This window comes from Faecalibacterium sp. i21-0019-B1, assembly GCF_042852915.1.
Classification (GTDB): domain Bacteria; phylum Bacillota; class Clostridia; order Oscillospirales; family Ruminococcaceae; genus Faecalibacterium; species Faecalibacterium taiwanense.
In genome coordinates this window covers 1,268,756-1,292,064 of record NZ_AP031425.1, presented here as the reverse complement: position 1 = coordinate 1,292,064, position 23,309 = coordinate 1,268,756, and the positions used below count along the sequence as shown (strand labels likewise).

At 58.7% G+C, this 23,309-nt stretch carries 22 protein-coding genes; 2 read left to right on the top strand and 20 right to left on the bottom strand.

Annotation, left to right across the window (positions count from 1 at the left end; all coding sequences use genetic code 11):
* Positions 1-59: 59 nt before the first annotated feature.
* The 9 genes from lon to ACGHP1_RS06385 form a co-directional block, all read right to left on the bottom strand.
* Positions 60-2,519, bottom strand: a complete 2,460-nt coding sequence (gene lon, locus ACGHP1_RS06425; RefSeq protein WP_390508474.1) for an endopeptidase La — start codon at positions 2,517-2,519, stop codon at positions 60-62.
* 141 nt (positions 2,520-2,660) lie between these two features.
* On the bottom strand, positions 2,661-3,206 hold the full coding sequence (locus ACGHP1_RS06420) for a Gx transporter family protein (RefSeq protein ID WP_118527860.1): 546 nt from the start codon (positions 3,204-3,206) through the stop codon (positions 2,661-2,663).
* Positions 3,207-3,219: 13 nt separating this feature from the next.
* Positions 3,220-5,115, bottom strand: coding sequence for an ABC-F family ATP-binding cassette domain-containing protein (locus tag ACGHP1_RS06415; RefSeq protein WP_154258781.1), 1,896 nt, complete (start codon positions 5,113-5,115; stop codon positions 3,220-3,222).
* 35 nt (positions 5,116-5,150) lie between these two features.
* Complete coding sequence (locus ACGHP1_RS06410) at positions 5,151-5,891, bottom strand: YjjG family noncanonical pyrimidine nucleotidase (RefSeq protein ID WP_223387819.1); 741 nt, start codon at positions 5,889-5,891, stop codon at positions 5,151-5,153.
* A 95-nt stretch (positions 5,892-5,986) separates the two neighbouring features.
* Complete coding sequence (locus tag ACGHP1_RS06405; protein ID WP_118527866.1) at positions 5,987-6,208, bottom strand: hypothetical protein; 222 nt, start codon at positions 6,206-6,208, stop codon at positions 5,987-5,989.
* A gap of 55 nt (positions 6,209-6,263) precedes the next feature.
* Positions 6,264-8,141: an SGNH/GDSL hydrolase family protein gene (locus tag ACGHP1_RS06400; RefSeq protein WP_390508470.1), complete on the bottom strand. Its 1,878-nt coding sequence runs from the start codon at positions 8,139-8,141 to the stop codon at positions 6,264-6,266.
* A 42-nt stretch (positions 8,142-8,183) separates the two neighbouring features.
* Positions 8,184-8,837: an HAD-IA family hydrolase gene (locus ACGHP1_RS06395; RefSeq protein ID WP_242961859.1), complete on the bottom strand. Its 654-nt coding sequence runs from the start codon at positions 8,835-8,837 to the stop codon at positions 8,184-8,186.
* A gap of 152 nt (positions 8,838-8,989) precedes the next feature.
* Positions 8,990-9,313, bottom strand: a complete 324-nt coding sequence (locus ACGHP1_RS06390) for a hypothetical protein (protein ID WP_005940334.1) — start codon at positions 9,311-9,313, stop codon at positions 8,990-8,992.
* 74 nt (positions 9,314-9,387) lie between these two features.
* Positions 9,388-9,705: a YerC/YecD family TrpR-related protein gene (locus ACGHP1_RS06385; protein WP_005940332.1), complete on the bottom strand. Its 318-nt coding sequence runs from the start codon at positions 9,703-9,705 to the stop codon at positions 9,388-9,390.
* 695 nt (positions 9,706-10,400) lie between these two features.
* Here ACGHP1_RS06385 and ACGHP1_RS06380 point away from each other — a divergent pair.
* Positions 10,401-12,128, top strand: coding sequence for a carbon starvation protein A (locus tag ACGHP1_RS06380; protein WP_097774869.1), 1,728 nt, complete (start codon positions 10,401-10,403; stop codon positions 12,126-12,128).
* 398 nt (positions 12,129-12,526) lie between these two features.
* On the opposite strand, the gene ACGHP1_RS06375 is transcribed toward ACGHP1_RS06380, so the two are convergent.
* The 5 genes from ACGHP1_RS06375 to ACGHP1_RS06355 all read right to left on the bottom strand — a co-directional run bounded on the left by ACGHP1_RS06375 (position 12,527) and on the right by ACGHP1_RS06355 (position 17,678).
* A complete protein-coding gene (locus ACGHP1_RS06375; RefSeq protein WP_390508467.1) occupies positions 12,527-13,219 on the bottom strand; it encodes an alpha/beta hydrolase in 693 nt (230 codons plus the stop codon).
* Positions 13,220-13,409: 190 nt separating this feature from the next.
* Positions 13,410-14,333 carry a translation elongation factor Ts gene (gene tsf, locus ACGHP1_RS06370; RefSeq protein ID WP_005940319.1) on the bottom strand — a complete coding sequence of 308 codons (924 nt, stop codon included), beginning with the start codon at positions 14,331-14,333 and terminating at the stop codon, positions 13,410-13,412.
* Between the two features lie 48 nt (positions 14,334-14,381).
* On the bottom strand, positions 14,382-15,104 hold the full coding sequence (rpsB, locus tag ACGHP1_RS06365) for a 30S ribosomal protein S2 (protein WP_005940316.1): 723 nt from the start codon (positions 15,102-15,104) through the stop codon (positions 14,382-14,384).
* A 201-nt stretch (positions 15,105-15,305) separates the two neighbouring features.
* Positions 15,306-17,243 (bottom strand): LTA synthase family protein, encoded by a 1,938-nt coding sequence (locus tag ACGHP1_RS06360; RefSeq protein WP_120079551.1) that lies wholly within the window; start codon positions 17,241-17,243, stop codon positions 15,306-15,308.
* Between the two features lie 135 nt (positions 17,244-17,378).
* Positions 17,379-17,678 (bottom strand): PRC-barrel domain-containing protein, encoded by a 300-nt coding sequence (locus tag ACGHP1_RS06355; protein WP_120079549.1) that lies wholly within the window; start codon positions 17,676-17,678, stop codon positions 17,379-17,381.
* A gap of 130 nt (positions 17,679-17,808) precedes the next feature.
* Between ACGHP1_RS06355 and ACGHP1_RS06350 the strand changes: the two genes are divergently transcribed.
* A complete protein-coding gene (locus tag ACGHP1_RS06350; protein ID WP_097774864.1) occupies positions 17,809-18,423 on the top strand; it encodes an HAD family phosphatase in 615 nt (204 codons plus the stop codon).
* A gap of 66 nt (positions 18,424-18,489) precedes the next feature.
* Here ACGHP1_RS06350 and ACGHP1_RS06345 read toward each other — a convergent pair whose 3' ends face one another.
* From ACGHP1_RS06345 to ACGHP1_RS06320, 6 genes are all read right to left on the bottom strand, one after another.
* Positions 18,490-18,648, bottom strand: a complete 159-nt coding sequence (locus tag ACGHP1_RS06345) for a DUF1540 domain-containing protein (protein WP_005940302.1) — start codon at positions 18,646-18,648, stop codon at positions 18,490-18,492.
* Between the two features lie 58 nt (positions 18,649-18,706).
* Positions 18,707-19,063 (bottom strand): nitrous oxide-stimulated promoter family protein, encoded by a 357-nt coding sequence (locus tag ACGHP1_RS06340; RefSeq protein ID WP_005940299.1) that lies wholly within the window; start codon positions 19,061-19,063, stop codon positions 18,707-18,709.
* 329 nt (positions 19,064-19,392) lie between these two features.
* Entirely contained in the window at positions 19,393-19,809 is a 417-nt protein-coding gene (locus ACGHP1_RS06335) for a flavodoxin (protein WP_005940293.1), read from the bottom strand.
* Between the two features lie 151 nt (positions 19,810-19,960).
* Positions 19,961-20,731 (bottom strand): heparan-alpha-glucosaminide N-acetyltransferase, encoded by a 771-nt coding sequence (locus tag ACGHP1_RS06330; protein ID WP_390508462.1) that lies wholly within the window; start codon positions 20,729-20,731, stop codon positions 19,961-19,963.
* Positions 20,732-20,889: 158 nt separating this feature from the next.
* Positions 20,890-21,441 (bottom strand): NADH peroxidase, encoded by a 552-nt coding sequence (locus ACGHP1_RS06325; protein WP_005926148.1) that lies wholly within the window; start codon positions 21,439-21,441, stop codon positions 20,890-20,892.
* 287 nt (positions 21,442-21,728) lie between these two features.
* Positions 21,729-23,090, bottom strand: coding sequence for a uracil-xanthine permease family protein (locus ACGHP1_RS06320; protein WP_005940287.1), 1,362 nt, complete (start codon positions 23,088-23,090; stop codon positions 21,729-21,731).
* Positions 23,091-23,309: the final 219 nt, after the last annotated feature.

The window sequence follows — 23,309 nt, the reverse complement described above, 5'->3', positions numbered from 1 at the left end:
AAAGCCTCCCTCCTTGAGGGAGGGGGACCGCGTCAGCGGTGGAAGGAGTTCTTTTCCCCTCAGCACACCGCGCCGGGCTGGGGCTTTTCTGCGGTGGGCGGCACAATGGCGGCGTCTGCCGCCTTTTTCTTTGCATGGGTGCGGCTGGGAGCCTTGGCCTTCTTTGCGTTCTGGGGCTTGAGCAGGGCCGCGTTCAGCACCTGTGTCAGGCTCTGCATGGGCAGGAAGGTGAGGTTCTTCTTCACCTCGTCGTCCACCTCGTACAGGTCGGGTTCGTTGTCCTTGGGGATGAGCACCGTTTTCATGCCCTCGCGGTAGGCCGCCATGCTCTTTTCCCGCAGGCCGCCGATGGGCAGCACGTTGCCGTGCAGGGTGATCTCGCCGGTCATGGCCACATCACCGCGCACCGGGATGCCGGACAGGCAGGACACCAGCGCCGTGGTCAGGGTGACACCGGCAGAAGGGCCGTCCTTGGGCACTGCGCCCTCCGGGGCGTGGATGTGCAGGTCGCACTTCTTGAGCTTTTCCGGGTCGATGCCGTACTCGGCGGCGTGCACGCGCACCCACGTAACGGCCAGCTGAGCGCTCTCCTTCATCACGTCGCCCAGCGAACCGGTGACGGTGATCTTGCCGCTGCCGTTGTCCATCACCTGCACCTCGATGGGCAGGGTCTCGCCGCCCACGCTGGTCCATGCCAGACCGTTGGCGATGCCCACCGCGTTGGTGCGGTTGAAGAAGTCGGGCTTGACGAAGCGGGGGCCAAGCAGCTGTTCCAGCATGGTGCCGGTAACGGAGACGCTTTCCACCTCGCCTGCGGCGATCTTGCGGGCGCACTTGCGCAGCACGCTGGTGATGGTGCGTTCCAGATTGCGCACACCGGCCTCGCGGGTGTAGCCGTCGATGATGCCGTACAGCGCGCTCTGGCTCAGCGTGACCTTGCCGGTCAGGCCGCAGGCCTTGAGCTGCTTGGGCAGCAGGTGCTTGCGGGCAATGTTATATTTTTCCACGCGGGTGTAGCTGGGTAGCTCGATCACGTCCATGCGGTCACGCAGGGGGCCGGGGATGCTGCCAAGGTCGTTGGCGGTGGTGATAAAGAGCACATGGCTCAAATCGAACGGGATATCGATGAAATGATCGTTGAAGGTGCTGTTCTGCTCCGGGTCCAGCGCTTCCAGCAGGGCTGCGGCCGGGTCGCCGCGGAAGTCGCCTGCCAGCTTGTCGATCTCGTCCAGCAGCATGAGGGGGTTCGCGCTCTTGGCAGAGATCATGGCAGTGATGATCTTGCCGGGCATCGCGCCGATGTAGGTGCGGCGGTGGCCGCGGATCTCGGCTTCATCCCGCACGCCGCCAAGGCTGATGCGCACATACTTGCGGCCCAGACTTTCGGCGATGGAGCGTGCAATACTGGTCTTGCCCACGCCCGGAGGGCCTACAAGGCAGATGATCTGTGCCTTCACGTCCGGTGCCAGCTTGCGCACGGCCAGCGTTTCCAGAATGCGGTCCTTCACCTTTTTCAGGCCGTAGTGGTCGCGGTCCAGAATCTGCTGTGCGCGGCTGATATCAAGGTCGTCCACCGTAAAGGTGTTCCACGGCAGGTCAAGGCAGGTGTCCAGATAGGTGCGGATGACCGTTGCCTCCTGATTGGAGCCCTGCATCTTGGCAAGGCGGTCTACTTCCTTGAGCAGCTTCTTCTCGCTGTCCTCGGCAAGGTGCAGCCCGGTGATCCTGCGGCGGTACTCGTCGGCCTCGGCGTGGGTGTCGTCGCCCTCGCCCAGCTCGTCGCTGATGATGTGCAGCTGTTCGTGCAGGTAGTAATCGCGCTGGTTCTTGTCCATGGACTCGTTGACCTTTTCCGCGATCTCCTTTTCAATTTTCATCACCTGACACTCACGGCGCAGCATCTCGATGAGCTTTTTCAGCCGTCCGTTCAGGGTGCCCTCGTCCATCACAGCCTGCTTGTCCTCGTAGCGGAACAGCAGGTTTGCGGGCATGTACTCGCTGAGGAAGGCGGGGTCGTCGCTGGAAACGATGGCAAACACCACGTCCTTGCCAAGGCGCGGGTTCATGCCAAGGTACTCGTCAAACCCGGCCTTGAGGGCGCGCAGCAGTGCTTCGGTCTCCACGGCATCGTCGGCCTTGCCTGCGCGCACCGGGGCCGGGCGCACCTCCGAAAGCAGAAAATCGCCGCTGGCATCCAGTGCACTGAGCTTTGCGCGGTACTTGCCCTCCACCAGGACCTTTACAAGGTCCCCGGAGACGCGCAGCACCTGCTTGACCTCGGCCACCACGCCGTAGCTGAACAGGTCTGCCTGCTGCGGCTCAGTGGTGTCCATGGACTTCTGTGCCACCAGAAACACGTTGGAATTATTTGCCATTGCCCACTCCACGGCGGCAATGCTCTTTTCGCGGCCCACCTCAAAGTGGACGAGATTGTTGGGGAACACCACCAGCCCGCGCAGGGCGATGGTGGGCAGATGCAGCTTTTTGCGCTCCACCTTGATGGTAACTTTTTCACTCATAGTGCAAACACCTCCCGGCTGCCGCGCACTTTCCCACGGCGGCAGCGCTGTATGCAAGAGATTTTATCTTTAAAATAGCAGGTTGTTTCCTTATTATACTGATTTCCGGCCAAAATGCAACTGTGATGCATGGACGGTTGGTTATTCCCCCCGCTTTTCCTGCGTGGAGAAGCCCATTTTGCCAAGAGCCGGCAGCAGGGCCTTGAGGGTGATGGAGGTCAGTGCGCCCATCACAAGGCCCAGCACCAGCATGACCGGCGCATAGTAGAACGAGAGCGACGACGAGATGATCACGCCCGCACCCAGCAGCTGGCCGATGTTGTGGGCCAGTGCGCCGCATACGGACAGGATGAACCAGGTGGGCCGCACCGGCAGCAGGTAGTACAGCACCCACATCACCAGCAGGGACAAAAGGCCGCCGCACAGCGAGAGAAGGCCCGCCGTGAAACCGGACACCAGAAACACGAACAGTGCCTTGAGCACGTCCAGCACCAGCGCCTGCCTTGGCCCCATGAAAAACAGCGCGTACATCACCACGATGTTGGCAAGACCCAGCTTCATGCCCGGCAAAAGGCCCGGGATGGTGAGCGTGCCCTCAATGAACGAAAGCGCCATGGCCAGCGCAAACAGCAGGCCGGAAAGGGCGATGCGGCGCGTTTTTTCGTAACTGCGTCTGTTTTGGGGCATGCTGCACCCTCCTTTACTCTTCGGTCTGCTGGCTCTGCTCGTAGCTTTCCTGCTCTTCCATGGCAGCTTCCCACGCGGCAAACAGCTCTTCCTGATGGAAGCGCAGGTCGCTCAGCTCGTCGCTCTTCTGGCGCAGCAGGTCGGGGTCGTTGTACACCTCCGGGGAGTTGATCTCGTTGTCCAGCTCCACTTCGCGTGCACCGCAGGCTTCCATCTCGTCCTCGCAGGCCTTGATCTTGGCCCGCAGCTCGGCGCGGCGGCGGCGCTGCTCCCTGCCGTAGCCGGTCTTGGCCGGTTCGGCGGCCTTCTGCACGGCAGGGGCCGGGGCGCTGCGGCCCATCAGGGCATCGTAGCTGGGGTAGAGGGTGGCCTTGCCGTCCTCAAGGTAGAGGATGGGGCAGGCCAGACTGTTCATCAGGTGGCGGTCATGGGTGACCAGCAGCAGCGTGCCGGTGTAGGCCATGAGGGCCTCGGTAAGGTTCTCGCGGGTGTAGATGTCCAGATGGTTGGTGGGCTCGTCCAGAAACAGCAGGTTGGGCCGTTCCAGCACGATCTCCGCAAAGCGCAGGCGGGCCAGCTCGCCACCGGAAAGCGCCTCGCAGGGCTTGAACACCGTCTCGCCCCGGAAGCCCAGCTTTGCCAGATGGCTGCGCACTTCCAGCTCGGTCATGCGGGGGTACTTGTTCCAGATCACATCGATGACCCGGCCCTGCCCCAGACGGTTCTGCTGCTGGGCAAAGATGCTGGGCCGTGCGCCGGTGCCCAGCCGCACCATGCCGCCGGAGGGGCGGCGCTTGCCGTCCAGCACCTGCATCAGGGTGGACTTGCCCGCGCCGTTGGGGCCTGCGATCACCAGCCGCTGGCCGCGGCACACCGTGTAGGTAAAGGGTTCCAGAAGGGTGCGCTCCCCTATTTTGATGGTCAGGTTCTTGAGCAGCACCAGCTCGTTCCACGGTTCTACGTCATATTCAAACCGGAACTTGAGCTGGTTGGTCTCGTCCTTGGGCGCTTCGGTGATCTCCAGCTTTTCCAGCTGCTTGCGGCGGCTCTGGGCCATTTTGGTGGTGGAGGCGCGCACAAGGTTGCGGTCCACATAGTCCTGCAGCTTTTCGGCCAGTGCCACATCTGCATCGTGCTGCTTCTGGCGCAGGGCATCGGAGGCTTCCTTCTGGGGCAGGTAGGCCGAGAAGTTGCCCTTGTAGGTGGTCATGGTCTGGAAGGAGACCTCCCAGATCTTCGTACACACGTTATCGAGGAAGTAGCGGTCGTGGCTGACCACCAGCACCGCACCGGAATAGCTTTTGAGGTAGTTTTCCAGCCATTCCATGGTGGCAAAGTCCAGATGGTTGGTGGGCTCGTCCAGAATGAGCACATCCGGCTTTTCCAGCAGCAGCTTTGCCAGCCGCAGCCTCGTCAGCTCGCCGCCGGAGAGCACCGCAATGTTCTTCTGCCATGTATCCTGCGCAAAGCCCATGCCGGACAGCACCTTTTTGATGTTCACATCCATGTTGTAGCCGTCGGCGGCATCCACGATGTTCTGCAGCTGGTCGTGCCGGGCCAGCAGCTCCGTGTCGTCCGGCTGCGCGGCCATTTTGCGTTCCAGCACCTGCATCTGGGCCATGGCATCCAGCACAGGGGCAAAGGTGGAGCGCATCTCGCCGTAGAGATCCAGCGTGGCATCCAGCTTTGCGTTCTGTTCCAGATAGCCCAGCGTCACGCCGTGGGTCACACTGAACTCACCTTCGTAGTCCTGGTACTCGCCGGTCAAAATCTTGAGCAGGGTGGTCTTGCCCGCGCCGTTCTGGCCCACGATGCCGATGCGGTCCTCCCGCTCGACACTGGCGGTCACATCGTGCAGCACGATCTTTTCGCCAAAGCTCTTGCCTAGTTTTTCCAAATGTATCAGCATAGTTTTATGATCCCGTTCTCCATCCGCTTATTGGCTCAGCACTGGTGGCGGCGGTTCTTCAGGCCCACATTGGCCAGCTCTTCCTGCTCCATCACCAGCGGGTACAGCTCTTTCAGGTCTGCGATCTCGTAGGTGGGCACCACCTTGCCGGGGTTCTCGGCGTGGCTGGGGTTATACCAGCAGGTGTCAAGGCCCGCATTCACGCCGCCCTGAATGTCGCTGCTCAGGCCGTCGCCCACCACCAGCACATGCTCGCGGTTCTCCACGCCAAGGGCGCGCAGGGCCGCATCAAAAATTCTGCGGTTCGGCTTTTCGCTGTCCATCTTCTCGGAGACGAACACGTCCTCCATAAAGTTCAGCACACCGCTCTCGGCCAGACGGCGGATCTGCACCTTCTGGAAGCCGTTGGTCACAACGGCCAGCGTTGCCACCTCGGAAAGCTCCCGCAGCACATCCAGCACTTCCGGCCCCATCAGGTCCGGGTGGGTGGAAAGCTGTTCCAGATAGAAGCGGTTCATCTCGGCTCCGTCACCGGCGGCATCAATGGCCTTGAGGAAGCGGGTGAACCGCTCTGCCATGAGCTTTTCCCGCTTGAGCTGGCCTTTTTCCAGCTGCCGCCACAGCTCCGAGTTGATGGTGCGGTAGGTCTGCACCGTTTCTGCGTCCGGCTCAATGCCGTAGTTCACCAGCGTTTCGGCCAGTGCCTTGCTTTCGGCTGCGTCAAAGTTCAGCAGGGTGTTGTCTGCATCGAACAGCACGCAATAATATTTTGCCATAAACCTTCCCTCTTTTCCTTCTGCCATGGCCTCAGCTGCCATGCGCTCAACAACAGGCAGAAGCCAGCCCTGCCGTAAACAGAGCTGGCTTCACATCATTCTGTTACAATTTCGTACGGTGGTACGTCCGTCTGCTCCGGGTCGTTGTCCGGGCAGGTGGTTTTGACATCACAGGGGGTGGCGGCACACTTTGCCATTTCCTCTTCCAGCGCGCCGTTGTCCACGTTCTCCCAGTCGGTGCCGTAATCGTCCACGCTGCCGTCGGTCACGTTCTCTTCCCCGGGCAGCGCCGGGATGCGGGGTTCCTCGTAGTACATGCAAACGCCTCCCTTCCTGCCAGCCTATGCGGCACGGCAGGCCGGGGTGACAGCCTCAGGACGCGGAGTCCGTGGATGCGGACTGCTCGTTGGCGGCTTCCTTGCTGGCATTGGATTCCGAAGCCGCATGGGAGCTGCCAGAGCTTGCAGAGCTGCTCTCGCTGCCGGAGCTGCTATGGGAAGCCGAGCTGCTCTCACCAGAGTCCGCGTGGGACGAGCTGGTGCTGTGGGAAGAGCTGGCTGTTCCGTTGGAAGCAGAAGCCGAGCCTGCCGGGGAAGCCGTGCTCTCACTGCTGGAAGAGCTGTGAGACGAGCTGTCGGAAGAGCTGTGAGACGAGCTGCCGGAGGTGGATGTAGCCCCGGAGGATGCCCCGGAGGTGGTGCCGGACGATGCACCGGAAGAACTGGTGCTGCCGGAAGAACTGCTGCCCGACGTGCTGCCAGAGCTGCCGGAGCTGTGAGACGAGCTGCCGGAGCTTACGCCGCTGACCGTCACATTCAGGACGTTGCTGGTAACGGTGCAGCCGTTGTAGCTTGCCACTGCGTACACCTTAAAGGTCGCATTGAGCATGGAGGGGTCGATCTCCACCTTGACGGTGGTCTTGCCCGCCGCCTGCGGCACTTCCGCACCGTTGGCGTACCAGCGGATGCTGTCGGCAGTGAGGTGCTTGCCGCCCAGCTTTGCGGTAAAGGTGTAGGAATCGCCCAGCACGGCCTTGCCGGTGCTGCTGATATGCACGGAAGCCGCTGCAAATACGGCGGTCACGTCCACGTTCTGCTTGAAGTTCGTATCGGTGCGGGTCTTCTGGGTCACGCCATCGCTCCACTTGACGAACACATAGCCGTCCTGCGGCACAGCCGTCACGCTGATGGACTGGGCGGCGCTGGTCACTTCATAGGAGAGGGATGTCTTGCCGCTGTCGCTGCCGCTGGAAAGGGTGCCGCCGGTCTTGTCCACCCGGTAGCTGGCCTGATACAGCACACCCTGCTCTTCGGAAGAGCCTGCAGCCTCCGAGCTGCTGGGTGCTGTCACCGCAGAGCTGGGGTTCGGGGTATACTCGGCGCGGGTGGGGATGTTGGCGGTGTCGGGCCGACGGTCGTCGGTCTGGTAAGCGTGGGTGCGCAGATAGCTCAGCATGGCCTTCAGGCCCACGGGCTTCAGGTGGATATCGCCGGTCTGGTAGTAATCCTCGCGGCCATAGCCGTTGGCATCCTTCAGCGCTTCGGCGCTGTTGAGGAACTTCAGGCCCATCTGCTCACACATGGACAGCAGGGCCATGTTGAAGTCGTCGATCTTGGTCTGGTCCATGTGGGGGTAGTTTGCGTGGTTTGCAGGCACCGGCGGCACCGTGTTCACGATGATGTCGGTGTAGGGGTAGCTTTCCTGAATGGCCTGCACCAGCGCGGTGTAGTTCTTGATGAACTCGTCCACGCTCATGCCGGTATCGTTGGTGCCCAGCATGATGACCACGCGGCGGGGCTTCATTTTGGCCACGGCCTGCGCGATGGTGTAGGTGTTGCTGTCCTTTTTAAAGGTAACGATGCCCTCGTTCAGGGCGGCATGGGTGCCAATGCCCTCCTTGGCGCAGAACTGCTGCAGGCTGATCAGGCCGTTGGCGTACAGGCGCACCGTGTTGGAATCGCCGAGGAACAGCGTTTCCTTCTGGTAGCTCTCGCCCGCGTCGGCGGTCTCCGGCAGCAGGGCGGCAGAGGTCTCGCTGATCTGGTAGTGATCCGAGATATCCTCTTCGCCCGGCACCAGCACCTCGCTGGAGGGCTGTTCCCCCGGGGATGCAGGGGTCTTGCCGCGCTTGAGCAGCGTCATGGTAATGGCAATGGTCAGAATGGCTGCCAGTGCGCACACACTGCACACCAGCACAGCCTGCTTCTGCATAGGAGTAAGCGATTGCTTTTCCGGTCGTGTATTTCTCATATCTCTCACCATTCATTTCGTTTCCGGCACAGGGCCTTCCGGTCATGCCTGTCCGTTCAGGATCTGGTCTGCAAGGTTGGCGCAGCTTTCGGCCAGCAGCACCGGGTGGAAGGGTTCCAGCTCTTCCCTGCTGCCGTAGCCGTACAGCGCACCGGCGGCATCCAGCCCGCAGTCCGCCGCGCCGCGCATATCGTCGTTGCGGTCGCCCACCATCAGCACCCGCCTGCCCTGCATCATGGGCTGGGCCAGCACATGGCGCACCACGTCGGTCTTGGTGTCGCGGCTCTCGTCCATGGACGCGCCGCCGATAAAATCAAAATAATCTGCAAGGCCCTTTTCTTCCAGAATGGGCGTGACGACCTGCGTGGGCTTGGAGGTAGCGGTGCACAGCACAAGGCCCGCGTCCTTCAGGCGCTGCAGCATCTCTGCTGCACCGGGGTAGGCGGCGCACTCGTGGCTGCCCTTGACGGCGTAGCTGTCGCGGTACAGGTCGGTGGCCTTTTCAATGAGGGCCGGGTCGGTAAAGTGCTCACCAAAGCTCTTGCGCAGCGGTGGGCCAAGGTAGCGGCGCAGGTTCACATTTGTGGTGTCCACGCCCATCCTGGCAAAGACTTCTTTTAATGTATTTATGATACCGGGAGCGGAATCGATCAGGGTCCCGTCCACATCAAACAGGATCGCATCGTAGTTCAGCAATTTGTAAATTTCCTCACTTTCATGGTGATACATTGTATAGTATAGCACAGAATCCCGTTATCAGCAATTCCAACAAATGGTTTTTACAAAAATTATGCATTCAAGCAGAGAAAAGGCCCGCCCGGCATCCGGACAGGCCTTTCAGCATCTTCTTACTTCGCTGCGGCATCCGCAGGCGGATAGTACAGGTTGTTGGAGACGAACTCCAGCTTATCCTTGAGCACCAGCTCCAGGTTTGCCACGGCGTGCACCATGTTGGTGGCCGAATCGTTCACTTCCAGCAGCTTGCACAGGTCCAGACCGTCCAGTTTCATGGCGGCGTCCATCTTCCGGCTCTCGGCGCACAGGATGTGGCTCAGGGCATTTTCCTGCAGAGCGATGCTCTCCACAAGGTCAACGACCGCCTGCTCCAGCGTCACCTTGGGCAGGCAGGGGCAGGGGCAGCGGGTGGTATCGATACAGTTCTCAGCAGACATGATAAAACCTTCCTTTCGTTCGTCCGGTCAGGGGCGGTGTACGCCCCATTCTATGTCTGCCGGGTACGCCGGTGTTACTCCTGCTTTTTAGGGTTCTGGGTGCCGCGCACCTTTTCAATGGTCTCGCGGTAGCCGCCGGAGCCGTACTGGATGCAGCGGTTGATGCGGCTGATGGTGGCCGTGCTGATCTCCACCGCCTTCACGATCTGATCGTAGGTTCTGCCGTCCAGCAGCATCTTTGCCGCTTCCAGCCGCTGCGCCATATCCGAGATCTCCTTTACAGTGCACAGGTCTTCAAAGAAGTTGTAGCACTCCTCCCGCGTTTCCAGACTGAGGATGGCATCAAACAGTGCATCGGTGGTCTGGTTTCTTCTGGAATTTTTATCTGACATGAATGTTCTCCTTGCCGCCGCAGCGGACTGTCCGGTTTTGGGAGCGTTCCCTCTTTTAATTGTTCCGGAAATGTTCAGGTTCTTTCTTGCATCATCACTTTAGCACATCAAAGTGTGAAAGTCAAGTCCTTGGCGTGAACTCTTTTCATTCGTTGACGTGTATAGTTTTCTTCGTTTCACGCATGAACAAAAATCACCTAAAAATTATTGCAGAACGCTTTTCTGAATTAGTGCATCCTCCGAACTTGTTCCAAAGATATTGACAATTTGTGAATTCCGCACTAAAATACGGACAATCATTCGGCAAATGCGATGAACAGGACATGATTCTTTGCAGCACCCTCTCCCAGAGAGCCGCCCATCTGATGCAAGGGCGGCAGTCAGGAGCAAAGCGTTCTCCCCTGCGAGCAGCCTGTGTGAACAAAGGCGCTGACCCCGCCTTCCAGTAATGCATGGCCGTTTTGCCCACGTTACGGGGCTGCGTATGTATGTACGCTGGGAGTGGCTGCCCTGTGCAGCAAACGAAGTGGTATCGCGGAGTATTCCATACACGATGTGCAGTGTATGTGAAGGCCTTCGTCTTCGATGGTTCGTCCCAAATGGAACGAACGCAGGAAGACGGGGCCTTTTTTACATCCTGCCGCCCCATGTCGCTGACATTTGCCGGATGCCAAGAAAGGAAAGAGGTAAAAACAATGAATACGCTGGTCATCGTATTGATCGCAGCCGTGTGTCTGTTTGGCGCTTATATGCTTTACGGCCGCTGGCTGGCAAACAAGTGGGGCATCGACCCCTCTGCCAAGACCCCGGCAGTTGTCCATGAGGACGGCCGGGACTACGTTCCCACCGACGGCTGGACCGTGTTTGCACACCAGTTCAGCTCCATTGCCGGTGCAGGCCCTGTCACCGGTGCGATCCAGGCCGCTGCGTTCGGCTGGCTGCCGGTGCTGCTGTGGGTGCTGCTGGGCGGCATCTTCTTCGGTGCTGTCACCGACTTCGGCGCTCTGTATGCTTCCGTTAAGAACGATGGCAAGAGCATGGGCATGCTGATCGAAAAGTACATCGGCAAGACCGGCCGCAAGCTGTTCCTGCTGTTCTGCTGGCTGTTCTGCGGCATCGTGATTGCCGCCTTTGCCGACATGGTGGCCGGCACCTTCAATGCCTACGGTGCTGACGGTGCTCTGGTGGAGGCTGCCCAGACCAACGGTGCTGCCGGCATGGTCTCTATCATGTTCATGGTGTTCGCCGTGGTCTTTGGCCTGCTGCAGAAGAACCTGCACTTCACCGGCTGGAAAGAGAATGTGATCAGCATCGTATTCATCGTGCTGTCCTTTGTGGTGGGTGCAAACTTCCCCATCATTCTGGGCAAGGCTGCATGGAGCTACATCACCTTTGTGTACATCTTCTTTGCCGCTGTCCTGCCCATGTGGCTGCTGAAGCAGCCCCGTGACCACATGACCACCTTTATGTTCGTGGCCATGATCGTGGGCGCTGTTCTGGGCCTGATCGTCAACCATCCCGTCATGAACCTGCCGGTGTTCACCGGCTTTACCAACGCCAAGCTGGGCACCATGTTCCCCATCCTGTTCGTTACCGTTGCCTGCGGCGCTGTTTCCGGTTTCCACAGTCTGGTGTCTTCCGGCACCTCCTCCAAGACCGTTACCAATGAGAAGGATATGCTGAAGGTCGGCTATGGTGCCATGGTGCTGGAAAGCCTGCTGGCTGTCATCGCCCTGTGTGTTGCCGGTGCTTCTGCTGCTGCAGACGGCACCCCCGCAGACGGCACTCCGTTCCAGGTCTTCAGCCGCGGCGTTGCCAGCTTCTTCGTGGGCTTTGGCCTGGACCAGCACTTTGCCTCTGTGTTTATGACCATGTGCGTTTCCGCACTGGCCCTGACCAGTCTGGATGCTGTGGCCCGTATCGGCCGCATGAGCTTCCAGGAGCTGTTCAGCGTGGACGACATGGAGCATGCTGAGGGCTGGCGCAAGCTGCTGTGCAACGTGTACTTCTCCACCTTCCTGACTCTGGCTTTCGGCTTCCTGCTGACCAAGATCGGCTACGCCAACATCTGGCCCCTGTTCGGTTCTGCAAACCAGCTGCTGAGCGCTCTGGTTCTGGCCACCCTGTGCGTGTTCCTGAAGGTCACCGGCCGCAGCAACAAGATGATCTTCCCTCCGCTGATCATCATGCTGTGCGTCACCTTCACCGCTCTGGTGCAGCGCCTGATCGCCATGGTCAAGGCCATCAGCAATGCCGCTGCTGTCACCATCCCCGCTGGCGAGACCACTTGGGGTGCTGTGTTCATTGCAAACGGCCTGCAGCTGATCCTGGCCGTGCTGCTGATCGTTCTGGGCCTGAACATCGTGTTCCACTCCTTCAAGGCCTATAAGAATGCTGAGCACAACAGCGAAGCAAAGGTCTGATCTCTCAGGTTTGAGCATCGCTTAACAGAATAGGCAAACTGCCGCTGACGGCGTAAAAACCGTCAGCGGCAGTTTTTGTTGCTGTAAGCTTCTATGATTTGAAATGGCCTCCGCGTGCGCTCCGGCCATAAGCAGGGGAAAATTTATTTGATATTGTGGTTTGGAAACGACTGCGGTCGTTTCCAAACCATTTTTTCACAGAAAGAGTCCCAAAGATAAAATGCATAGTCACCACAAAAAATGCAGTGTACGGTCACGACCTTTCCCGTGAAAAAGCAAACCAGCAAAGCCCGCAGGCTTTGCTGGTTTGCAAATATAAAAATAATACTTCCGCTGGAAATGGCCAGAGCGAAGCGGAGGCCATTCTAAACCTTCTGCCCAGTTGCAAAGCACAAGAATCAAACGTTCGCTTCTTCCCACGTTTGAAGGACCGCCATCTGCACTGGGGTGTGGAACCAGTGTTCCCCGCCCTCCATGATCGTCAGATGCGCCCCGCTTTCCTGACGGAAGCGCTCGATCATGGTGCGGCTGGTCAGGGCATCCCTGTCACCATACAGCACCTGCGTGCGGCCATGCCAGTGCAGCGGATGTTCCCGCACCCAGCACAGATACGGCCATGAGAGGGTCTCCCCAAGATCCGTGGAGATCTCCCCTGCCCGCTGCAGCTGTTCCTCGGTCACATGGGCATATTGCATCATATTCGTGATGAGAGCTTCCATATCCACCACCGGAGAGACCAGCAGGGTCTGTTCCGGCGCGTCTCCCTGCAGCGCCTGCATGGCAAGCCACGCGCCGATGCTCACGCCATACAGCCGGATATGCGCCCACACCGGCTTCACGCGGGCGTATACAGCTTCTATCTCCGGCACAGCCACCCACGGCAGAAGCCGCTCAGGGCTGTTTTTCCGTGCGCCATGCTCGGGCAGGTCGATAGCCAGCACCTGCCAGCCCGCTTCACAGGCTGTAGCGGCAAAACGTTCTGCCTCTTCCTTGCAGCCGTTCTTGCCGTGGAGATAGAGGTAAACATTCCGGCTCCGGCTGCCGTACAGAATGGCAGGGATGCCCGCAAGAGTCATGGTTTGTTTTTTCATAAGGGATTCTCCTTATCCGATCATGCTCTCCATTCGGAGAGACGTTTTGTTTACACTGCGCATTGCTTTTCGTCCTCCCTTCTTTCTATTTTCTCTATGATAGCACATCCGCCCGCCAAACACAAACAAAAAGGAGCCGCAGTGCCCTGTTACGGGTACTGCAGCTCCCAATTCAACTTTGGAAGTTAAATTACTTCACCATGCTTGCAACTTCAGCAGCGAAGTCGTCAGCACGCTTCTCCAGGCCTTCGCCCTTCTGGAAGCGGGTGAACTTGACGATCTTGATGTCGCCGCCCAGATCCTTAGCGACCTTAGCGGTGTACTGAGCAACGGTCAGGTCGCTGTCCTTGACGAACTCCTGATCGACCAGGCAGTTCTCCTTGAAGAACTTCTTGATCTTGCCCTCGATCATCTTCTGCTTCACAGCCTCGGGCTTGTTAGCGGTCTTGGGATCGCCAGCCATCTGAGCCAGCATGATCTCCTTCTCCTTGGCCACGACCTCAGCGGGGACAGAAGCCTCATCGACATAGCCGGGGTTAGCAGCTGCGACCTGCATGGCGATGTCCTTGCCGTAGGTAACGAACTCGTCCTTAGCCTCGATGCCGTTGGTGGTCTCGAAGTTGACCAGAATGCCGTGGGTGCCGCCGCCGTGGACGTATGCAGAGCAAACGCCCTCGTAACGGACGAAACGGCGAACCTTGATGTTCTCCTTGATGACCAGGATCAGGTTCTTCAGAGCCTCGTCCACGGTCTCGCCGTTCTCGGTCTTGCAAGCCATCAGAGCCTCAACATCAGCAGGGTTCTGCTTCATGATGACCTGAGTAGCCTCCTTGACGAAAGCAACGAACTTGTCGTTCTTGGCAACGAAGTCGGTCTCAGCGTTGACCTCGATGACAACACCCACCTTGCACTGGGGGCAGTAGTCAGCATAGACCATGCCCTCGGCAGCGGTACGGCTTGCCTTCTTGGCAGCGGTAGCCAGACCACGCTCACGCAGGATCTCGATTGCCTTCTCGAAGTTGCCGTCAGCCTCGGTCAGAGCCTTCTTGCACTCCATCATGCCGCAGTCGGTCTGCTTGCGCAGTTCCATAACGTCCTTTGCAGAAATAGCCATTTTCGTATTCTCCCTTACACGTTATTTTGTTGTTTGTGGGATGGGAAATCAGGCGTTTGCTGCATCCTCAGCGGGAGCGGCCTCCTGGTTGCCCTGCTTGCCTTCCAGCACAGCGTCAGCCATAGCGCCAGCGATCAGCTTGACAGCGCGGATCGCGTCGTCGTTGCCGGGGATCACGTAATCGATCTCGTCGGGGTTGCAGTTGGTATCAACGATAGCCACGATGGGGATGTTCAGCTTGCGGGCCTCAGCAACAGCGATGCGCTCCTTGTGAGGATCAACGATGAACATAGCCTTCGGCAGGGTCTTCATGTTCTTGACACCGCCCAGGTACTTGTCCAGCTTCTCCATCTCCAGCTCCAGCTTGGCAACTTCCTTCTTGGGCAGCAGCTCGAAGGTGCCGTTCTCCTTCATCTTAGCCAGCTGATCCATACGGTCGATGCGCTTGCGGATGGTGCGGAAGTTGGTCAGCATACCGCCCAGCCAGCGAGCATTGACATAGTGCATGCCGCAGCGCAGAGCCTCGTCACGGATGGACTCCTGAGCCTGCTTCTTGGTGCCGACGAACAGGATGTCGCCGCCCTCAGCTGCAACTTCCTTCACGTAGTTGTAAGCCTCGTCCAGCTTCTTCACGGTCTTCTGCAGATCGATGATATAGATGCCGTTGCGCTCGGTGAAGATGTACTTTGCCATCTTGGGGTTCCAGCGGCGGGTCTGGTGACCGAAGTGCACACCTGCTTCGAGAAGCTGCTTCATAGAAACGACTGCCATAGTAAAAATACCTCCAGATATTGTTTTGCCTCCGCACACCGTGATCCCGGGCCGTATCGGACGGTTCGGGACTGCCCTCCACCCATTTGGGCACAAAAGGGCATAGTGATGCGTGTGTAATGCCTTGTTATAATATCACAAACAAACGCCGGTTGCAAGAGTTTTTCTCTGTTTTTTACAAAGAAATCGTCTGTTTTTCGCTCATTTGCCTGTGTCCACGCCGCTCAGGCCCGCAAGGCCCATGCGCTGCAGGGCGTATCCCCTGCCGAACATCAGGTCGTACTGCAAAAGCCAGTGCTCTGCGCTCCACCGCTGCTGGAACTCGGTAGGCTCCTGCGTGGTGGTGCCGTCCAGATTCATGGTGGTTCCGCGGGTATTGGTGCGGCTGGCCACGCGCAGCTGACGGTTCAGGAACTGGAAGTAGAGCGGCTCTTCCAGACCGTAAATGTCCATCATCACCGGCGAGATATCGTAAGCGGCAATGGTGCCAAGGTCCACCTGCTGCTGGCTGTAGTTGGACCACATCAGCAGCGTGGTCTGGTGCAGGCGGGGGTCTGCGCTGGAATCGCTGGCATAGCCGGTAGTGGTGTAGACATCGTAATTGGAATCGATGGGGTTATAGTGGTCGCCCCAGAACACCAGAATGACCGGCTCGTCCACCTGCGAGAAGTATTCGGTCAGTTTGCCCATCATGGCATCTGCATCCCGGATGCCGGTAGCAAAATCTTCCAGCGCGCCCACGGTGCTGGGCTTGAGGCCCGCCGGGTGGGACAGCACCTTCACCCGCTCGTCGTCCGGGTAGTTGTCCTTGTTATAATTGGTATGGTTCTGCATGGTGACAGCGTGCAGGAAGATGGGCTTGTCCGAGCTAGACTTCATGCTCTCGTACTGCTGGATGATCTGGTCGGCCATGGAATCATCGGTGACAAGGCCGCTGGTCCAGTAGTGCTTGCGCACCTTGGTCACGTCATGCATATCCTCAAGGCTGATAAAATCGTCAAAGCCGAGGTTGGGGTAAGCCTTGTCGCGGCTCCAGTATTTTGCCCAGAAGCAGTGCACGGCTGCGGTCTGGTAGCCCTTGAGCTTGAGGTAATTGGGCATGGCGAACATGGGCTTGGTCACATGCTGCTGGTAGGGCTTGCTGCCGCTGGGCAGGAAGGATACCGAGTAGCCGGTAAGGGCTTCAAACTCCACATCGCAGGTGCCGCCGCCAAAGCTGGGGCTGTAGGCCCGGCCATAGGCGCTGGTCTGCTGCAAGGCGTGCAGGTTCTTGGAAACATCGGTATCAAAGGTGATGCCGTACTGTTCCAGCTCCGAGACATCCCAGTAGGACTCGTCCATCACATAGATGATGGTGGGCTGCTTCACCTGCTCGTCCTTGGGGGTCACGGCGCTGTAGCTGGTGGAGTACAGCGGGCTGGTGGCAAACTTCTGGCTCTCGTCCGCATTGTCCAGCAGGGCATCCACTGCTTCCTGCGAGTATTCCTCGGGCTTCGAGATCTCCAGATTGGTGAGGTTGGTCATAAAGCCGGTGATCACGCCGTAGTAGCGGTAGTAGCGGTCCTGCATCCATGCATCCGGCGTAATGCCCAGCACCTGCGTGACAGCGGGCTGCAGGTACACGCCGAACACCAGCAGGCAGAGGGCCGCTGCGGTGGCGGCACTGCCCGCCAGCCGGGGCAGCCAGCGCTGTTTGTGACGGCCGCGGTACAGGAAAAAGCTGCCCGCCATCAGCACCAGCACCACGATGATGGTCACCACCATGCTGGGCTGGATCTTGAGGCCCGCAGCGGATGCCACACCGGCAGCCTCCGACACCTGTGTCAGATCCCATGGCAGGAACGGCTCGCCGCGCAGCTGCAGGGTGTAAAAGTTCACCGCGCAGGGCGCACAGCCCAGCACCGCCATGCCCAGCGTGGACAGCGGCGGGCAGCGGAACACCCAGTCCAGCAGCAGCCACACCAGAAACAGCAGCAGCCACGCCAGCAGATAAGCCCCGATGTGCGGGAAGATAAAACTTGCAAAAACGTCTGCGCTCAGGCTCCCGCGGGCGATCCCCTCGCCCAGCAGCAGCACGATCAGCGATGCCGCCAGCGGGAATACCATCCGCAGCGCCAAAAGCGGTTTGGGAGTTTTCATAATTCCTGTTCCTTTCCTCATCCTTGAAACCTCAGATCATACGCAAAAGCACATTTCTTTACGCTTTTTGCACAAAGCTTCTGCGATTATTATAGTCACTTCCACAAAAAAGTCCACCCTGTTTTTGCAAAAAATTTACAAACCCAGCTTCACGCGCAGCTTTTGCCACCATTTGAGCTGTTCCGGCTGCGGCGGCGTTTGCGGCAGGGCCGTGTGCACCAGCACCGCATCCGTGCCAATGGTCTCGATCTCCTGCCATGGAATGGTCAGGCTATCGTCCCGGCCAAGCAATCCGAACAGCCTTGGCCGCCCCAGCAGGATCAGGCTCTGCAGCCGGGCGGTGGCAGGGTCAAAGGTCAGGTCGTCGGCCCGGCCAAGGCAGACCCCCTGCTCCAGCTGCACCACCTCTTTTTCACACAGTTCCCGGATGGTCAATGCCCTTCTCCCCTTTCTGCCACAGCTTATGCAGCCGCCGGGCGCATCATGCAAAAAGCAGTGGAAACCGCATGGCAGATTGTGGTATACTGTGGGCAAAGCATTCCATGAGAAACAGAGGAAATTTTAAATGTATAAAAGCATCGTGTTTGATCTGGGCGGTGTCATGGTGGATTTTGCCCCCCGCGCCTATCTGGTAGACCGCATTTGCAATGAAGAGATCGAAGAGCAGGTGTACGACCTGACCTTTGGCAGCGAGGAGTGGAAGCAGCTGGATGCGGGGCTTGTCTCCCGCTTTGACGGCAATCAGGCCATGCTGCGCAACGCCAAGGCCGCCGGGCGCGAGTTTGAGGTGCAGGGCGTGCTGGACGACTGGCTGCACATCCTGCGCCCGCGCCGCCGGATGCAGGAGCTGGTGCGCCGCCTGAAGAACCATGGCTACAGCGTGTACTATCTCAGCAACATCCCGGAGGACGTGCTGGCCCTGCTCAAGGAGCGCGGCGTGCTGGACCGCTTTGACGGCGGCGTAGCCTCCTGCGAGGTGCACATCAACAAGCCCGACCCCCGCATCTATCAGGCCCTGCTGGATCAATACGGCCTGAAGGCCAGCGAGTGCGTGTTCATCGACGACAATCTGGCCAATGTGCAGGCCGCATTCACGCTGGGCTTCGTGGGCATCCGGATGAAGGAGAGCGTGGGCACCCTGATCCGCAGCCTTGCCACCTGCAATGTGGCCCTGCGCTGACCTCCGTGACCCAAAACAGCTCCTGCCGGAGATGCTCTGGCAGGAGCTGTTTTGCTACTTTAGGAATTACTTTTTCTCGTAGCTCTGGCAGTAGTGCGGGGTCTCCACCTGCTGCGTATCGCAGGTGCACTGCTCGGTCACTTTGATCTGGGGCAGGTCGCACTTGCAGCCGCTCACATTGTGGCTGCACTCGCAGACATCACAGGTAACGCCGATGTTTTCCATATTTATCACCTCTCTGTCCACAGTATGGCCTGCGGGCAGGGTGTTTATTCTGGAAAATTCAGCCAGCCTTTTTCGCTTCGCGCTTGGACCGGAGTGTGACTGCCGCATGCCGGATGGAAAGCACCGGGTGCACCGGCAGCATCCGCGGGCCTGCCCAGCGCATCACCGCGCGGATCTTCTCCCGCATTTCCGGCTTGTAGCAGTGCACTTTGCAGGCCGAACAGAAGGTTTTGGTCTCCATGAACGGGCATTTGTCAATGCGGGTCAGGGCGTAATCGTGCAGCTGCCGGCATTCCGGGCACAGGCTGCCTTTGGGTGTTTTGTGCTGCCTGCGGCAGTAAAGAGCGATCATCTCGCTCACCAGCATCTTTTCATCTGCGCGCTTCTGATCCAAGTTCTTCGGGGTATCCTGCATGGGACGGGGCCTCCTGCTGCCTTATTTTTTTCTACGGTCCGACCGCATTGCAGCGCGGCGCACCGCACGGCGCAAAAATGCAAAGCCTACCGTAACACCAATTGCTGCAGCCACTGCCATATACACCGCCTTCTGAAACCAAAGCGGCAGGAGCGCAGACCTTTCCGTCTGCTGTCCCCTGCCGCAGTTTTGATGCATTCTGTACAGAGGCTGCTGCTTTTGCGCGAAAGTTAGCATTTGCTAACCTTCAGCTCTGCAAAAACACCGTTTTTCGGTGTTCTCATAGTTTATCGCAGCCGTCTCTGTTTGTCAAGAGAAGCTTCTCCTGTTTACCATGCAGCCAGATCTGCACCCAGCTTGCGGCATGCAGCCTGAACATCATCGTCCGGGGCCTCGTTGCAGATCAGGCCCTCACCGTTCAGCACCTGTGCGCCGTCGCCCTGAGCACGCTCCACCCAGTCACGCATCCACTGGCCGTCGCCCCAGCCGTAGGAGCCGAACAGGGCGATCTTCTTGCCGTTCAGAGAACCCTCCAGATCAGAGAACATCGGCTCGAACTCGCTCTCCTCCAGCTGCTCCGCGCCCATTGCGGGGCAGCCAAAAGCCACTGCATCAAACTCAGCCAGCTTTGCGGCGTTCATCTCGCTGCAGGGCACGATGGTGCCGTTTGCACCCTCTGCCACGCAGTTTGCCATGGTCTCAGTGTTGCCGGTTGCGCTCCAGAATACGACTGCTACTTTGCTCATAAAGATCGTCCTCTCTCAAATCAATATTAGTTAGATATATCTAACTTTATGTTCCATGAAAATGCGTCCAACCACGCAGACGCATCCCCATTTGGTTAGTACCTTCTAACCACCGATAGAATACCACAGCTTCCCGGCTGTGTCAAGCCTTTTATGCAAAAAGAACTGCCGCGGCCGAAAGTACGCCGTAGATCACCGGCTGGTGCAGCAGATACAGCAAAAGCGAGTGCCGGCCCATCCAGCCCAGCGCCGGGCAGACCGAGCGGCGCAAGGGCTCCATGCGCTGCCGCCCCATGCAGAAATGCAGGAAGTACCCTGCCCAGAACAAAAACAGCCACGGCAGCAGGGCAAAATAATCGGTGGAATAAAAATCGAAGGGCAAAAAGCCGAAAAACGCTGTAAAGTAATTCGCGTACCATGCATCCGGCAACGCAAGGCGCAGCCCGCCGAAGCCGAGCCAACGCTCGTCCAGATGATAAGTCAGTGCAAACAGCACCGCCGAAACCGCCAGCCCTGCGGCGGGCGGGATCTTTTTCAGCAGCGGTTCCAGCACACCGGTGAGCAGCATGGCGCTGCCCAGAAAGGTCAGCACACCGAACACCACCCGGTCCTCCGGCATGAAGACCAGCGTCACCACCGTGACCAGTGCCCCGGCAGCAAACACCTGTGCGCCGCGCTTCAGGGTGCGGTGTCCCAGTTGCACACAGAAGCCGGACAGCAGAATGAACACCCAGCAGATGGTCTGCTGCCACAGACGCCCCGGCATTCCCGCGTACCAGTCCATCCAGATGCCGAACAGGAACATCATGTCCCAGCAGGCATGGTACAGCATCATGCTGACCAGATCCAGCCCGCACAGCTCGTCCAGCAGGGCGTAGCGGCCCGCCGGGGCCTTTTGCCGGGTGGTGTGTCCGTTTTTCATTCCCCCGTCTCCCCTTTCGCAGTTCATTGAACACGAGATAAATTATAACCCGCCGCCGCTGTACCTGTCAACGGAACAATTCCGTAGGTTGAACAAAAAAACCGCTGCACAGCGGCAAAGCCATGCAGCGGTCAGAATGGATAACCGGGGAAACCTTATCAGACTTCGGTGTTGAAGTAGCGCTTCAGCAGGCCCTCAAAGCCGCGGCCGTGACGGGCCTCGTCCTTCGCCATCTCGTGAACGGTGTCGTGGATGGCATCCAGATTCAGGGCCTTTGCCTTCTTGGCCAGATCCATCTTGCCTGCACATGCGCCGCACTCAGCCTCGGCACGCATCATCAGGTTCTTCTTGGTGCTGTCGGTGACAACTTCGCCCAGCAGCTCTGCAAAGCGGGATGCGTGGTCTGCTTCCTCGTAGGCATAGCGCTTGTAAGCCTCAGCGATCTCGGGGTAGCCCTCGCGCTCAGCCACACGAGCCATTGCCAGATACATGCCGACCTCGCTGCACTCACCCTCAAAGTTTGCGCGCAGGCCGTCCACGATCTCCTGCGGAACGCCCTCGGCCTTGCCGATGCCCACAACATGCTCGGTGACGTAGGTGTTGCCGGTCTTCTCCACAAAAGCGGAAGCAGGAGCCTTGCAGACGGGGCACTGTGCCGGGATCTCGCCTTCAGCAATATAACCACAAACGGTGCAAACATACTTCTTCATAAGAATAGACCTCCATCATTCTTTTTATATCAGTTAGAAAACAGGCTGGGCGGTGTTGGTACTCACCGGCCCTTGTCATGGCTCTATTATAGCGAATCATTCCTAGTTAGTCAAGGATAATTTTAAGAATAATTCCTATTTATTTTGCCTTACAGATAAATTCCGGCAGGGTCACTAAAAACCATCCTCAAAAACTGTGTGCTTTGCCCTGTGCACCTTAAAAACAGCAAAGCCGCCCTGCACACACAGGACGGCTTCTGCCTTGTTCTTCCTTCTTCTATGGGAGATCAGACCTGCAGGTTGCTGCTGGTAGCGGCTTCGGAGCCGTCGGCAGCATCAAACTCGTAGTCGTTGCCGGGCAGGATAGCGTTCAGCAGGATGCCTGCGATCGCGGCCACAGCCAGACCGGACAGATTGATGGTAACACCTGCAACGGCAAAGCTGACACCGCCCACAGAGTTAAAGCCCAGTGCGCACACCAGAATGACAGCGGCCACGATCAGGTTGCGGCTGTTGGTAAAGTCCACGCGGTTCTCCACCACATTGCGCACACCGATGGCGGAGATCATGCCATACAGCACAAAGCTGATGCCGCCGATGATGCCGGTGGGGATGGTGTTGATGACAGCCTCAAACTTGGGGCTGAAGCTCAGGATGATGGCCAGCACGGCAGCAATGCGGATGACCAGCGGATCGTAGATCTTGCTCAGAGCCAGCACACCGGTGTTCTCGCCGTAGGTGGTGTTGGCCGGGCCGCCCAGCAGGCCGGCCATGGTGGTTGCCAGGCCATCACCCAGCAGGGTGCGGTTCAGGCCGGGGTCGTTGATATAGTTGTGGCCCACGGTTGCGCTGATGGCGGCGATATCGCCCACATGCTCCATCATGGTTGCCAGTGCAATGGGGATGATGGTGAACAGTGCGCTGATGAACTCCGGGCTGCCGTCGATGGCAAACAGGCCCATGGCCTCCTTGTGCAGAGGGATGCCCACCCATGCAGCCTCAGAAATGCGCTGGAAGTCCACTGCACCGGTCACCAGTGCCACTGCATAGGACACCAGCACGCCGATGAGGATGGGCAGGATCTTGACCATGCCCTTGCCCCAGATGTTGCACACGATCACGACACCCAGTGCCACAAAGGCCAGGATCCAGTTGGACTGGCAGTTTTTGATAGCAGAGGGGGCCAGGATCAGGCCGATAGAAATGATAATGGGGCCAGTGACCACCGGCGGGAAGAACCGCATGATGCGGCGGATGCCGAAGGTGGAGATCAGCAGGCTGGCCACCAGATACACCAGACCGGAAAATGCGACGGCGGCGCAGGCGTAGGGCAGCATCTTGGTATTGGCCACGGTCAGGTTGCCGTCTGCATCTGCCAGCATGGGGGCCACGATGGAGAAGCCGCCCAGATACGCAAAGGAGGAGCCGAGGAATGCAGGCACCTTCTTTTTGGTAATGAGGTGGAACAGCAGGGTGCCCAGACCTGCGCACAGCAGGGTGGTGGAAACGCTCAGGCCGGTGAGCAGCGGCACCAGCACCGTTGCGCCGAACATGGCAAACATGTGCTGCACGCCCAGAATGAACATGCGGCCTGCGCCCAGCTGGCGCGCGTCGTAAATGCCTTTGGAGTAATCGATCTTTTCGCTCATGAAGTTTTTCTGCCTCCTACAGAACTCGCAGCCCCAAAAAAAGAGGCACCGCCGTCAGCAAAACGGCAATGCCCCTGAAATTTGGGAACAATGATCCCGCCCGGAAATGAGAAGTGCAATACAGCGCAGTCGATGATTCTTGTGCAGCATGGTGCGCTCCCCCTTTCATTCAGGCTCTTTCCAAACCGCCGCCAAAAGCCCCGCAAAAGGCCGCAGCGG